The sequence below is a fragment of the Antribacter sp. NEAU-D49 genome, from assembly GCF_057158775.1.
The window spans coordinates 308,293-322,017 of the sequence record NZ_JBXTSN010000001.1 but is presented as its reverse complement, the minus strand read 5'-3'; the positions used below and the strand labels follow the sequence as shown (position 1 = coordinate 322,017).

The following is a 13,725-nucleotide window of genomic DNA, read 5'->3' as shown; positions in this document are numbered from 1 at the left end:
ATCGGCTCGCAAGGCCCACGGGTGCCACCGGCCGGGGCCTCCACCCACCGCATGCCATCGTTGCGATCCGGCAGCTCCCCGTCAGCGCCGTAGGGTGATCTGCGTGCGCATCGCCACCTGGAACGTGAACAGCATCCGTACGCGCGTCGACCGCGTCGTCGCCTTCCTCGAGCGGTCCGGCACGGACGTCCTGGCTCTGCAGGAGACCAAGTGCCGCGACGACCAGTTCCCTCACGCCGCCTTCGAGGCGGCCGGGTACAAGGTGGCACACACCGGCTTCAGCCAGTGGAACGGCGTCGCGATCGCCTCGCGCGTGGGGCTCGACGACGTCGCCACCTCCTTTCCCGGCCAGCCCGGCTTCGCGAAGGAGTCCGTGGTGACCGACGCCGGGGGCGACGCGGTACCGGGAGGCGAGAGCCCGGCGTCGGGCACCCTGCTGGACGTGCCGCCGCCCGTGGAGGCGCGCGCCCTCGGCGCGACCTGCGGCGGGGTGCGCGTCTGGAGCCTCTACGTACCGCACGGCCGCGCCGTGGGAGATCCGCACTACACGTACAAGCTGGCCTGGCTCGAGGCGCTCCGCTCCGCCGCCCAGGGCTGGGCGGAGCCGGGGGCCCAGGTCGCCCTGCTGGGCGACTGGAACGTCATCCCGCTGGACACCGACGTGTGGGACGTGACCAAGTTCGCCGGGCACACCCACGTGACGCCCGCCGAGCGCGACGCCTTCGCGGCGTTCGGCGCGGCGGGGTACACCGAGGTCTCGCGGGAGTTCGTGCCCGCCGAGCACACGTATACCTACTGGGACTACCAGCAGCTCGCCTTCCCCAAGAACAGGGGTCTCCGGATCGACTTCGCGTACGTGACCCCGGCACTCCGCGCACGCACGTCCGGCGTCACGATCGACCGCGAGGAACGCAAGGGCAAGGGCGCCAGCGACCACGTCCCCGTGATCGTGGACCTGGCGGACTGACGTCAGCCGCCGGCCTCGGCCAGGCCGGCGATCACCCTGAGCGTCCCGACCGCACCCTTCGGCGGAGGGCGGATCGCCCTGCCCGGGGCAACCTTCCTGGGCAGCCGGGCACACGTCAGGCAGGATGGTTCTTTACGCAACCCATACTTTCGTTGGAGAAGGATGCCTGCACGTGGTGTGCCGCCGCGCAAAGAGCTCTCGGTCAGGCTGCTGGGACAGTTCGCCGCGACCGTCGACGGGCGTCCCGTCCGGCTCTCCGGCCGCCTGCGCTCGGTGCTGGCCGTCCTCGCCCTGAGCGCCGGCGAACCCGTGTCGACCGAGCGGCTCGTGGACACCGTCTGGGGAGAGGCCTGGCCGGCAGACGTCCGGCGAGCCCTGCAGATCTGCATCACCCGTCTCCGTGCGCAGGTCGGCAGCAGCACGATCGAGACCACGCCGTCCGGCTACCGGCTCGTGATGCCTCGCGACCAGGTCGACGCCCTCGCGTTCCTCGCCCAGGTCGACGCTGCGTCGTCGTCCACCGACGCGACGGTGGAGCGCGCCCGGCTGGGACAGGCTCTTGCGCTCTGGAAGGGCGATCCGTTCACCGACGTCGGCTCGACCTGGCTGCACCAGGTCGCGGGCCCGCGGCTCGTCGAGGCGCGGCTGACGGCCCTCGAGCGCCGCATCGACCTCGACCTGGAGAGCACCGACGTCACCTCCCTCGTGGCGGAGCTCCGCGAGCTCACCGCCGCCCACCCGCTCCGGGAGCGGTTCTGGGGCCAGCTGATGATCTCGCTCGACCGGTCGGGCCGGCGCGGCGAGGCGCTGGAGACCTATCAGACTCTCTACCGGGGTCTCGTGGACACCCTGGGCGTCGAGCCGGGACCGCAGGCGCAGGCCGTCCATGCGCGCATCCTCGCCGGGGACGACGGCGCGGGCGACGACGGCGGCACGGTCGCCGTGCCCCGGCAGCTCCCGCCGCCCGTACGCACGCTGGCCGGCCGGATCCGGGAGCTCGAGGAGCTCGACCGGTTGCTGCTGACCGACGCGGCCTCCGTCGTCGTGGTCACGGGCCCTCCCGGCGTCGGCAAGACGGCCCTCGCGGTGCACTGGGCCCAGCGGTCCGCGCCCCGGTTCCCCGACGGCCAGCTGTACGCCAACCTCGGCGGGTTCGGCCCCTCGTGCGCACCCCTCGACCCGGGCACCGTGCTGCGCGGCTTCCTCGACGCGCTCGGCGTGCCACAGCGCCGGGTCCCCGCGGACCTCGAGTCCCAGACGGCGCTCTTCCGCAGCGTCGTGGCCGGCCGTCGGGTGCTCGTGGTCCTGGACAACGCCCTCGACGCGGCCCAGGTGCTGCCGCTGCTGCCTGGCGAGCCCGCCTGCTCCGTCCTCGTCACCAGCAGGGTCCGGCTCACCGGACTCGTCACGGCGGCGGACGCCGACCCGCTGTCGCTCACCTCGCTGACCCCGGACGAGTCGGCGACCTTGCTGACAGCACGTCTGGGAGAGGACCGGCTCGCCGCCGAGCCCGCAGCCGCACAGTCGATCGTCTCGGCCTGCGCCGGGCTGCCGCTGGCCCTCGTCATCGTCGCCGCACGGCTCGCCGAGAGCCCGCGGACCCGGCTGTCGACGATCCAGGAGGCGCTCGCCTCCGACGCGGGGCCCCTGGACCTGCTGTCGGCCGTGGACACCGCCGTGGACATGCGATCGGTGTTCTCCTGGTCCTACCTCTCCCTGCCTGAGGACGCAGCCCGGACCTTCCGGCTGCTCGGTCTCCACCCCGGCCCGGACGTCGGGCTGGCCGCCGCGGCCGAGATCGCCGGAGCACCTCTCGCCACGGCCTCCCGCGCGATGGAGGTGCTCCGGCGTGCCCACCTCCTCGACGAGGTCTCCCCGGGACGGTTCGCGATGCACGACCTCGTCCGGCAGTACGCGGGCGACCTGGCCCGGCGGGACCCCGCGGGGTCGGTCGCCGCCTGCGCGCGGCTCATGGACCACTACCTCGCGACGGCGCACGCCGCCTCCCTCGTCCTCGAGCCGCACCGTGACCTCGTCGTCCCCTCACCGAGGTCCGGCCCCGTCCCCGACCTCGCGACAGCAGACCCCTTCGCCTGGTTCGAGACCGAGATCGAGAACATCAGGGCCTGCGTCGGCCTTGCCGCGCGCGAGGGCTTCGACCGGCACGTCTGGCAGCTCGTGTGGTCGACGCAGATCGCGATGGGCCGGCTCGGCCGCTGGACCGACCTCTACTCGCTCCAGCGCCTCGCGCTCGACTCGGCACAGGCGACCGGCGACCTTGCCGCTGCGGCCTGGGCGCACAGGTCCCTCGCCAGGACCCTGCGCCGGCTCGGCCGGTTCGAGGAGGCCGCGACCCATCTCGACGACTCGCACCGCACGTGCACCGAGATCGGCGACGCGCACGGACTCGGGTATACCGCGAACAGCCGGGGCGTCCACCTGGCCGACCAGGGCCGTGGCGACGACAGCCTTCCCCACTTCCTCGAAGCGGTCGAGCACTTCGAGCGGGGGAGCGACCGCGCCGGGCTCTCGCTCGCCCTCAACGGCGCCGGCTGGGGGCTGGCGCACGTAGGCCGCTTCGACGAGGCCCTGGCACGTTGCGAGCGAGCCCTCGAGCTGACGCAGCAGATCGGCGACGTCCAGGCCCAGGCCACCACCTGGGACAGCCTGGCGTACATCTACCGCGGTCAGGGCCGCACGGAGCGTGCCGTGGAGTGCTGCCGCAGGTCCGTGCGGCTCTTCGAGGAGATCCAGGACCTGCCGAACCTGACGATGACGCTCGAGGAGCTCGGCGACCTGCTCGCCGAGGCCGGCGACGCGGCCGGGGCGCTGACCGCCTGGCGACGCGCGGTGGCACTGGCGGAGGAGGTCGGCGTCGACGCGAAGTACCGGCTGTACCGGAAGGCGGTGCACGGCACGCGGAGGATCGACCGCTCAGGCCGGTGAACGGCGCCGCACCCTGCCCTCGCCCTCGAGCAGGCGGCGGCCGAGCGGGGTCAGCGAGTGCAGCACCCGGCTCCCCTCCCGGCGCGTGGTGACCAGGCCGGCCTCACGGAGCACTGTCGCATGCTCCGAGGCGGTCGCGGGAGAGACGTGCAGGCGGCGGGCGAGCTCGCCGGTCGCCGCGGACACCTCGAGCGCCTGCAGAGTGGCCGCTCGCGTCCGGCCGAGGAGGGCGACGAGCGCGCGGGACGACGCCGTCGGCGGTACCGGCTCGGCCCAGCCGAGCTCGTGCTCGATCGGATAGACGAGCACCGGGTCCAGCCGCGGGTCCAGCAGCGTGATGGGAGCCCGCCAGCAGAAGAACGACGGGACGAGCGTCAGCCCCCGGCCGTCGAGATGCACGTCCCGGTCGGCCGCCGTGTCCACGCTGAGCACGTCACCGTCCCAGCGCACCGACGGGTGGAGGGAGCTGAGCAGCCGCTCGGTGCCACCGGTGAGCAGGGAACGCATCCGGTCGGAGCGCTCCGACTCCACCTGCCGGGAGACGGCACCCCAGAACGGCCGGACGGCGCTCTCGTGGAAGTCGCGGAGTGCTCCGCCCAGCCCCTGCAGAGCCGTCACCGAGCCCGCCGCGAGCTCGTGCACCCACCGCGTCCCGGCCCGGCCGGGGTCCACCAGCTCCATCTCGCGGCGGAGGCGCGGACGGGGGGTGCTCAGCACCGCCTCGACGCCGTCCCCGAAGTCGTCCCGCCCCGCGCCGGGAGTCAGGAAGTCCGGTGAGTATCCGCGCGGCGCAGCGAGCCTCAGGAACGCCACCGAGCGCGGCGTCAGCCCTGCGACGGCTGCCGACCGCCAGCGCCCGAAGACGACCTCGCCCGCCGGCCGGTTCACGAGGTGGGCGGCAAGCAGCGTCTCCCACATCCGGTCGGGGCCGGAGGCGACCCGGACGCGAGCAAGGTCCGCAGGAGCGAGGTGGATCCGGAGCATATGGTCCCCGTTCACGAGCCAGTCACGCGCCGGCGTCGGCCGACGTGTGACCAGTCAACGGTGCACCGCTTTCCAGACGCTTTCAGTTCCCCACGCACCAGGTCGCGGAGGGTTCGGCGGTCCCGCGGAGGATCGGTAGGTTGGCCCCATGACGACGACGCCGGACACGCCCCACGCCGCCGAGCCCGAGGACTCGGGGGTGGCGGCCGCCCGGACCTCGGACCGCGAGGCGACAGCGGAGCAGGTCGCGGGCGCGGCAGAGACGGACGCGGCGGAGACGGCGCCGGGGACGGAGACGGACGCAGGGGAGACGGAGGCGAAGCCGGTCGACGGCACGCTCCCCGACGAGGCGGCGACCGACGAGGCGACGCCGGGTGACACGCCGACCGACGAGGCGACGACCGGTGACACGCCGTCCGACGAGGCGACGCCGGGTGACACGCCGTCCGACGAGGCGACGACCGCCCAGGCGACAACCGCCGAGGGCGACGCGGAGGACGGGCCGGAGACCGGCGGCGACGAGGCGTCCGACGAGGCGTCCGAGGACGCCGTGCGCGACCTGGCGCTCTTTGCTCTGACCGTCGCGCACGAGGGTGCCCCCAAGGGCCCGGTGACAGTGACCCCGAGCACGGAGCCGGCCGAAGCGGACGCCGAAGCGGACTCAGACGCCGAGCAGACCACCGACGCGACCGCAGCGACGGAGGCCGAGCCGGCGCCCGCCGTCACCGAGACCGCGGCGCCGGCTCCCTCGGAGGTCGCGACCGAGGACGAGCCCGCCCTCTTCGCCCCGCCCACCCAGCACGCGGCCGTACCGCGCCCACCGGCCGAGCAGGCCCAGGTTCCGCCGCCCGCCGACCCGACCGAGGTGCTGCCTCCAGCCGCGGGCCCCACCGAGGTGCTGCCTGCGATCCGGCAGCCCGGCTCGCCCGCCGACGCGACGGAGGTGCTGCCGCCCTTCCCGTTCCCGGCCACGGCGCAGCGCCAGAGCGGCCAGGCACCGCGCCATCCCGCGCCGCGGCGTCCTTCCTCGGCCATCCCGCTCGGACCGGTGCCGGTGCAGGGAGGCGCCCAGGGCGGCGTCGGGCAGCAGGCGCACGACTACGCGCCGGAGGCGGCGTACGCGGGATGGGAGCCCGCCGCACCGCCGGACCCCGCGGCCCGACGCCGGAGGCTGGCGCTCGCCGGGAGTGTGGCCGGTGCCGTGGTGCTCCTGGCGCTGGGGGCCGTCGCAGTGGTCAACGCCGTGGACCCTGGGGACTGGTCGTACCTGGAGGGTGACGTCGCGTCGGCTCAGGAGGCTGACGCCGTCCAGCTGGTGCTCGGCACCTGCGTGGAGCAGCTCCCGCCGGACGGCGACGTCGGTGAGGTGACCGTGGTGCCGTGCGCGGAGGAGCACTCGGCGCAGGTGGTGGGCCGCACGGACTTCGCGCCCGAGGCGATCTGGCCCGGCGAGGACGCCGCACGCCAGCGCGTCTCGCAGGTGTGCGGACCCGAGCAGCTGGGCGAGGCCGCCCGCGCCGCGGAGTCGTCGGCGTCGCTGACGTACGTGGTGTGGACGCCGAGCGAGGCGTCCTGGGCCGACGGCGACCGCGTGGGCCTGTGCCTGGCGTCGAGCGACTCGCCCACGGTCGGCTCGCTGCTCGAGTAGCCCGGGCCAGCGCAGCACCGGCCGAGTCGTTGACGGGACTTACCCGGGGCTTGAGCTGATCTTGACGACACCGCGCACACCCGCGAGAATTGCGATGTTAGCGCTCACATTGCGGGGTCATCGTGGACCGCCGGGGGACGTGCGGGGCGCAGCACCAGACAAAGGAGTCACGCGTGAACCTGCCCACCCAACTGTGGCGACGTCTCGTCGCCGGAGGCGTCACCGCGCTCGCGGCGCTCGCCCTCGCCCCCGCCGCTCCGGCGGGTGCCCAGTTCATCGACGTGCCCAACCCGCTCGTGCAGCAGCGGGCGGACACGGCGATCTACAAGCACACCGACGGCTACTACTACATGACCGCCTCGGTGCCCGACTACAAGCGCGTCGAGCTGCGCCGGTCGCAGACCCTGGCGGGGCTGGGGTCGGCGGCGACGAGCACCGCGTTCACCGCGCCCGCGAGCGGTGCCCTCGGCGGCTGGATCTGGGCACCCGACATCCAGTACTACGACGGCGCCTGGTACCTGTACTTCTCCGCCTCGCCGAGCACCGCGCGGTTCGACCAGCGCCTCTACTGGATCCGTAACACCTCGGCGAACCCGATGACCGGCACCTGGAGCGCACCGCAGCGGATGACCACCGGCTGGGAGTCGTTCCAGCTCGACCCGGCGTCCTTCACGCACAACGGCGTCCGCTACTTCGCTTGGGCGCAGGACAGCCCGAGCACGAGCTACAACAGCCACATGTACCTGGCGCGGATGACGTCGCCGACCACGATCGACACCGCCAGCACCGTCGAGATCGCCCGGCCCACCCACTCGTGGGAGATGGAGGGAGTGGCCGGCGTGGTGGAAGGCCCGTCGCCCATCGTCAAGAACGGGCGCGTCATCATCGCGTACTCGGCCTCCGCCACGGACTCCCGCTACAAGCTGGGCTACGTCTACGCGTCGGCGTCGGCGAACCTGCTCTCGGCGTCGTCCTGGACCAAGAAGTCGACCCCCGTCTTCCAGACGGCGAACGGGGTCTACGGGCCCGGGCACGGCAGCTTCACCGTCGCCGAGGACGGGACGACGGACATGCTGATCTACCACGCCCGGAACTACGCGAACCCCACACCGGACGCCCTGACGGACCCCAACCGTCACACGAGGGCCCAGCAGCTCTACTGGGACGCCAACGGATTCCCGTTCTTCGGGCAGCCGCAGGAGACCGGGTCGGGCCAGCCCGGCATCCGGGGCCGGCACAGCAACAAGTGCGTCGACGACTACGACTACAACACGGCCGACGGCGCGCTCGTCCGCCTCTACACCTGCACCACCGGGGCGGTGCAGAAGTGGGAGTTCACCTACACGGGCGGCTATTACCGCATCAAGAACGCCTACGCGAACAAGTGCCTGGACGCGTTCCAGGGGTCGACGGCACTGAACTCCGACATCGGGCTGTGGTCGTGCAACGGCGGGACCGCACAGGACTGGTCGATCGTCGACCAGGGCAGCGGCTGGTTCTCCCTGCGCAACCGCGCCAGCGGCCTGTGCCTCGACAACTACGACTGGGACACCGCGAACGGCGCCCGCCTGTCGCAGTACACCTGTAACGGGGCCCACGCCCAGCACTGGCGCCGCGGCTGACCCACGTGCGCTGTGGGTACACGTATGTCGTGGCCGGCCGTCGGAAAGGCGGCCGAACGTGTACCCACAGCGCGGTGACGGGTCAGCCGGTGAGGATGACCGGGCGCAGATCGAGGCCTTCCGCACCCTCCGGCCGGTCCACCACGACGGTGTCGCCGTCGGACACGTCTCCGGAGAGCAGCTGGCGGGCCAGCCGGTCGCCGATCTCGCGCTGCACGAGCCGGCGCAGCGGGCGGGCGCCGTACGCCGGGTCGAAGCCCTCGAGCGCCAGCCACTCGCGCGCCGCGTCCGTGACCTCGACGGTGATCCGCCGGTCCTTGAGGCGCTCCGCGAACGCGGCGACCTGCAGGTCCACGATGCGGCCCAGCTCGTCGAGCGTCAGGGCGTCGAAGAGGACCACGTCGTCGAGCCGGTTGAGGAACTCCGGCTTGAACGCCGCACGGACGGCCGTCATGACAGAGTCGCGCCGCTGGGCGTCGTCCAGCATGGGGTCCACCAGGAACTGCGAGCCCAGGTTCGACGTGAGCACCAGGATGGTGCTGCGGAAGTCGACGGTGCGGCCCTGACCGTCGGTGAGGCGGCCGTCGTCGAGGACCTGGAGCAGCAGGTCGAAGACCTCCGGGTGGGCCTTCTCGACCTCGTCCAGCAGGATCACCGAGTAGGGCCTGCGCCGCACCGCCTCCGTGAGCTGGCCGCCCTCCTCGTAACCCACGTACCCCGGGGGCGCACCGACGAGCCGCGCCACCGAGTGCTTCTCCCCGTACTCGGACATGTCGATCCGGACCATCGCACGCTCGTCGTCGAACAGGAAGTCGGCGAGCGCCTTGGCGAGCTCGGTCTTGCCGACGCCCGTAGGGCCGAGGAACAGGAACGAACCCGTGGGCCGGTCGGGATCGGCGACGCCCGCCCGGGCCCGCCGCACGGCGTCGGACACCGCGCGGACCGCGGCCCTCTGACCGATGAGCCGCTCCCCGAGGACGTCTTCCATGCGGAGGAGCTTCTCGGACTCGCCCTGCAGCAGGCGGCCTGCGGGGATGCCGGTCCAGGCCGAGACCACCTCGGCGATCTCGTCGGCGCCCACCTTGTCGGCGATCATGGGCGCCTCGGCGGGCGCGTCGCCGTCCTCACGGCTCGCCTCGGCACGCTCCGCCTCCGCGAGCTGCTTCTCGACGTCCGGGATCTCGCCGTACTGCAGCCGGGCCGCACCTTCGAGGTCTCCTTCGCGGAGCTTGCGGTCGGCCTCGGTGCGCAGCTCGTCGAGCCGCGCGCGCAGGTCGCCCACGCGGTTGTGGCCGGCTTTCTCGGCCTCCCAGCGTGCGGTGAGGGACGAGAGGGCCTCGCGCCGGTCCGCAAGATCGGCCCGCAGCCGCTCGAGCCGTTCCTTCGACGCGGCGTCGTCCGACTCGCTGAGGACCACCTCCTCCATCTCAAGGCGTGTGACGGCGCGCTGCAGCTCGTCGATCTCCACGGGCGAGGAGTCGAGCTCCATGCGAAGCCGGGACGCAGCCTCGTCCACGAGGTCGATCGCCTTGTCGGGGAGCTGGCGGCCGCTGATGTAGCGGTCGGAGAGCGCCGCGGCGGCCACGAGCGCCGAGTCGGCGATGGTCACCTTGTGGTGGGCCTCGTAGCGCTCCTTGAGCCCGCGCAGGATCGCGACGGTGTCCTCGACGGACGGCTCGCCCACGAAGACCTGCTGGAACCGGCGCTCCAGGGCGGGGTCCTTCTCGATGTGCTGCCGGTACTCGTCGAGGGTGGTAGCGCCCACGAGCCGCAGCTCGCCGCGCGCGAGCATGGGCTTGAGCATGTTGCCCGCGTCCATGGCGCCCTCGGAGCCCGCTCCCGCGCCGACGACAGTGTGGAGCTCGTCGATGAACGTGACGATCTCGCCGTCGGAGTCGGTGATCTCCTGGAGCACCGCCTTGAGGCGCTCCTCGAACTCGCCGCGGTACTTGGCGCCGGCGACCATGCTCGCCAGGTCGAGGGCGACGAGGCGCTTGCCCTTGAGGGACTCCGGCACGTCGCCCGCGACGATGCGCTGGGCGAGGCCCTCGACGACCGCCGTCTTGCCCACGCCCGGCTCGCCGATGAGGACCGGGTTGTTCTTGGTGCGGCGCGACAGGACCTGGACGACACGGCGGATCTCCGCGTCGCGGCCGATCACCGGGTCGAGCCTGCCGTCTCGCGCGCGCTGCGTGAGGTCCGTGCCGTACTGCTCGAGGGCCTTGTAGGTGCCCTCGGGGTTGGGGCTCGTGACCCGGCCGGAGCCGCGGACGGCGGGCAGCGCCGAGCGCAGCGCGTCAGCCGTGGCGCCCTCGGCCGCGAGGATCTGGGCGGCCGGCGACTGGCCTGCGGCGATGCCGATGAGCAGGTGCTCGGTCGACACGTACTCGTCGCCGAGGCTCTGCGCCTCCTTGCCCGCGAGGTCGAGGACCGTGGCCATCGCGCGGCTGGCGCTCGGCTGCGCCGTGCTGGTGCCGCTCACGCTGGGCAGGGCGACCAGGGCGGCGCGGGCCTTCTGGCCCACAGCCTGCGTGCCGGCCCCGACGGCCTCCAGCAGCCCGACGGCGACGCCGCCCTGCTGGGCGAGCAGGCTCGCGAGCAGGTGGACCGGCTCGAGCTGCGGGTTGCCGGCGGCGGACGCCGACTGGATGGCGTCTCCGATCGCCTCCTGCGACCTGGTCGTGAACTTGGTGTCCATGGCACCTCCGAAGTACTGGGTGATTCCACTGGGGGCAACCTCGCCAAAGTTGAGTCTATTCCACTCAACTTCGGGTTGGCGACCCGGCCCCGCGCGCGCCGGCGTCGCTGTGGCAGGATCCCCGCATGCCTCTGGAACGGATCGCCCTCATCTCCGACGTCCACGGCAACCTCACGGCGCTCGAGGCCGTTCTTGACGACATCGCGGCCCGCGGGATCCGCCGGGTCCTCAACCTCGGCGACTACGTCGGCAAGGGCCCGCGGGGCAGCGAGGTCACCGACCGCTGCCAGGAGGTGTGCGAGGTGAACATCCGGGGCAACTGGGACGACTTCCTCCCAGGGATGCCCGACGACGCGGAGCCCGAGATGATCTGGTGGCGCGACGAGCTGCGACCGGACCAGCACGAGTGGCTGCGCACGCTGCCCCTCAGCCACGACCTCGTCCTGAGCGGGCGCCGCGTCCGGCTGTTCCACGCGTCCGCGGCGAGCGTCCACACCCGTGTGCACTTCCACCACACACCGGAGCAGTTCGCCGGCATGTTCGCCGCCACCGACCTCACCGGGCCGGGACCGGAGCCCACGATGGTGGGCTACGGCGACATCCACGACGTCTACATCGAGGTGGACGGCGGCCGCACGCTCTTCAACGTGGGCAGCGTCGGCAACCCGCTCGACGAGCCCGTGCCCGCCTACGTGATCCTGGAGGGCGTCCCCGACTCCCCGGATCCCGCGCCGTTCGGCCTCCAGGTGGTCCGGGTCCCGTACGACGTGGATGCCGAGGTTGCCGTGGCGCACCGGCTCGGCATGCCGCAGGCCGACGTCTGGGAGGTCGAGCTCCGCACCGCCGTCTACCGCGGGCGGCAGAAGCCCGGCATGCTTGCCACGTGACCCGTACCCGCCGCAGCGCCGCAGCCGGGGTGCTCGCAGCCGCACTCACCCTGCTGCTGTCGGGCTGTATCCGGGCCGACGTCGACGTCACGCTCAACCCTGACGACACCGCCGGCTCGACGCTCGTCATCGCCGTCGAGGACGAGTTCGCGCAGAGCACGGGGCGTGACGCCAAGGACGTGCTGAAGGACGCGCTCCGCGGCAAGGGCGACCCGGAGCGGGGCGCCGAGCGCACCGAGGAGTACCGCGAGGGCGGATACACGGGCACCCGCTACGTCTACCCGGTCGCGCCGCTGGCGGCCCTGCCCGAGTCGGCGGGTCTGCCCGTGACCGTCGTGCGCGACGGGGACGACTACGTGGTCGACGCGACGGTCGACCTCACCGAGGAGGCCCTGAACATCCGCGGCGTCCGCGCCGAGGACGTGCTGACGGTGACGCTGAGCGTGACGTTCCCGGGCCCCGTGGCCGAGTCCGACGGCGCGCTGACGGGCACCACCGTCACCTGGACCCCGCCCGTCGGCGAGGTCTCCACGATCCACGCGCGAGGGTCGGCCGTGGACCCCGCCTCGATCGTGCCGACGCCGTCCCCGACCGAGGCGGGCGCCGCGCCCGGGGCGAGCGGGACGTCGTCGGGCGTGCCGGACTGGCTGGCGCCGCTGATCGCTGCGGGCGGCCTCGTGATCCTGCTGCTCGTCGGGGTGGTGGTGTGGCAGGCGCTGCGGGTGCGCCCGTCCGCGGGCGCCCCACCCCGCGGTCACGCGCCTCCGGCCGCGTCGCCCTACCCGGGCCAGTACCCTGGCGCGCACGGCCAGGAGCACACGACCCTGCAGTATCCACGGCCTCCGCACCCGCAGGGACCGCAGGACCCCCACCGGCCACCGAGCTTCCCGCCCGGCGCGTGATCGCGAGAGGACCCGCATGACCGCATGGCACGACGACGTGCTCGGCCCCGACTTCCAGGCGCGCAGCCTTCCGCTCCCGGACGCGGGGGCCGACGACGTCACGGCCACCCTGGTCCGGCACGTCGCCTCGACGACCGGCCCCGATGACGGGCCGGGCTCCGCGGCGGCTTCCGGTGCGGAGCCGGGCTCCGCCGAGGAGTCCCGCTCCGGCCGGCCCGCCGTCCTGTACGTGCACGGGTTCGTCGACTACTTCTTCCACCGGCACGTCGCCGAGGCCTTCGCGGCGCGCGGCTACCCGTTCTACGCGGTGGACCTGCGGGGATACGGCCGGTCCCTGCGCGAGGGCGGTGACCCGAACTACGTGCGCGACGTCGCTGTCCACGCGCTCGACCTGGACGCCGCGACGGCTGCGGTGCGGGCCGAGGGGCACGACCGGGTCGTGGTACTGGCGCACTCCATGGGTGGTCTTGTCGCGTCACTGTGGGCGAGCACGCGCCCTGGCAAGGTGGAGGCGCTGATCCTCAACTCGCCGTGGCTCGACCTCAACGAAGGGTGGCACCACCGGGTCGTGACCACCCGGCTGCTGCACGTGCTGGGCCCGGTCGCCCCGCGGCTCCCGCTCGGCGCGCTCGGCGAGAGCTACGGACGCGCCCTCCACGCGGAGTGGAAGTACGACCTGGCGTGGAAGCCCTATGCCGGCTTCCCCGTGCGGGCGGCGTGGCTGCACTCGATCCGGCGGGCGCACGCCCGGGTGGCGCGCGGCCTGGATGTCACATGCCCGGTGCTCGTGTGCGCCTCCGACCGGACCACGACCGGCAAGCGCTGGCACGAGGAGCTGCTCACCACCGACAGCGTCCTCGACGTGCGGCACATCCTGCAGCGGGCTCCCCGGCTCGGGAAGTCGGTGGACGTGGTCACGATCGCCGGGGGCGCCCACGACCTCGCGCTCTCGCCGGAGCCAGCGCGCCAGACGTTCCTCACGACCGCCCTGGACTGGCTCGACGCGCACGTCTGACGGGCCAGCCGTCCGCCTCGAGAACGTCATCAGGTATCGCCCGGACGCCGGTGGCG

At 73.1% G+C, this 13,725-nt stretch carries 9 protein-coding genes; 7 read left to right on the top strand and 2 right to left on the bottom strand.

Annotation, left to right across the window (positions count from 1 at the left end; all coding sequences use genetic code 11):
- Positions 1 to 103: 103 nt before the first annotated feature.
- Both AC060K_RS01450 and AC060K_RS01445 read left to right on the top strand, forming a co-directional pair.
- Positions 104 to 967 carry an exodeoxyribonuclease III gene (locus tag AC060K_RS01450; protein ID WP_483763663.1) on the top strand — a complete coding sequence of 288 codons (864 nt, stop codon included), beginning with the start codon at positions 104 to 106 and terminating at the stop codon, positions 965 to 967.
- Between the two features lie 162 nt (positions 968 to 1,129).
- On the top strand, positions 1,130 to 3,913 hold the full coding sequence (locus AC060K_RS01445) for an AfsR/SARP family transcriptional regulator (RefSeq protein ID WP_483763662.1): 2,784 nt from the start codon (positions 1,130 to 1,132) through the stop codon (positions 3,911 to 3,913).
- Here the strand turns inward: AC060K_RS01445 and AC060K_RS01440 are convergent.
- Positions 3,902 to 4,897, bottom strand: a complete 996-nt coding sequence (locus AC060K_RS01440; RefSeq protein WP_483763661.1) for an ArsR/SmtB family transcription factor — start codon at positions 4,895 to 4,897, stop codon at positions 3,902 to 3,904. The two genes, AC060K_RS01445 and AC060K_RS01440, sit on opposite strands and share 12 nt — an antisense overlap.
- A 148-nt stretch (positions 4,898 to 5,045) precedes the next feature.
- Between AC060K_RS01440 and AC060K_RS01435 the strand changes: the two genes are divergently transcribed.
- Entirely contained in the window at positions 5,046 to 6,545 is a 1,500-nt protein-coding gene (locus AC060K_RS01435; RefSeq protein WP_483763660.1) for a septum formation family protein, read from the top strand.
- A 173-nt stretch (positions 6,546 to 6,718) separates the two neighbouring features.
- Positions 6,719 to 8,167 carry a family 43 glycosylhydrolase gene (locus AC060K_RS01430; protein WP_483763659.1) on the top strand — a complete coding sequence of 483 codons (1,449 nt, stop codon included), beginning with the start codon at positions 6,719 to 6,721 and terminating at the stop codon, positions 8,165 to 8,167.
- Positions 8,168 to 8,249: 82 nt separating this feature from the next.
- Here AC060K_RS01430 and clpB read toward each other — a convergent pair whose 3' ends face one another.
- Positions 8,250 to 10,865 (bottom strand): ATP-dependent chaperone ClpB, encoded by a 2,616-nt coding sequence (clpB, locus tag AC060K_RS01425; RefSeq protein WP_483763658.1) that lies wholly within the window; start codon positions 10,863 to 10,865, stop codon positions 8,250 to 8,252.
- Between the two features lie 125 nt (positions 10,866 to 10,990).
- On the opposite strand from clpB, the gene AC060K_RS01420 reads away from it, so the two are divergent.
- From AC060K_RS01420 to AC060K_RS01410, 3 genes are read left to right on the top strand one after another with little or no spacing between them, the layout of a single operon-like run.
- Positions 10,991 to 11,752: a metallophosphoesterase family protein gene (locus tag AC060K_RS01420; RefSeq protein ID WP_483763657.1), complete on the top strand. Its 762-nt coding sequence runs from the start codon at positions 10,991 to 10,993 to the stop codon at positions 11,750 to 11,752.
- Positions 11,749 to 12,654 (top strand): LppM family (lipo)protein, encoded by a 906-nt coding sequence (locus tag AC060K_RS01415; protein WP_483763656.1) that lies wholly within the window; start codon positions 11,749 to 11,751, stop codon positions 12,652 to 12,654. Before AC060K_RS01420 ends, AC060K_RS01415 begins: the two co-directional genes overlap by 4 nt.
- 16 nt (positions 12,655 to 12,670) lie before the next feature.
- Positions 12,671 to 13,669, top strand: coding sequence for an alpha/beta hydrolase (locus tag AC060K_RS01410; RefSeq protein WP_483763655.1), 999 nt, complete (start codon positions 12,671 to 12,673; stop codon positions 13,667 to 13,669).
- The last annotated feature ends 56 nt before the right edge of the window (positions 13,670 to 13,725 follow it).

Excerpts from the sequence above, each read along its gene's own strand:
- AC060K_RS01445 (WP_483763662.1), top strand. The coding sequence starts at position 1,130 with ATGCCTGCACGTGGTGTGCCGCCGCGCAAAGAGCTCTCGGTCAGGCTG.
- AC060K_RS01440 (WP_483763661.1), bottom strand. The coding sequence starts at position 4,897 with ATGCTCCGGATCCACCTCGCTCCTGCGGACCTTGCTCGCGTCCGGGTC.
- AC060K_RS01435 (WP_483763660.1), top strand. The coding sequence starts at position 5,046 with ATGACGACGACGCCGGACACGCCCCACGCCGCCGAGCCCGAGGACTCG.
- clpB (WP_483763658.1), bottom strand. The coding sequence starts at position 10,865 with ATGGACACCAAGTTCACGACCAGGTCGCAGGAGGCGATCGGAGACGCC.
- AC060K_RS01420 (WP_483763657.1), top strand. The coding sequence starts at position 10,991 with ATGCCTCTGGAACGGATCGCCCTCATCTCCGACGTCCACGGCAACCTC.
- AC060K_RS01410 (WP_483763655.1), top strand. The coding sequence starts at position 12,671 with ATGACCGCATGGCACGACGACGTGCTCGGCCCCGACTTCCAGGCGCGC.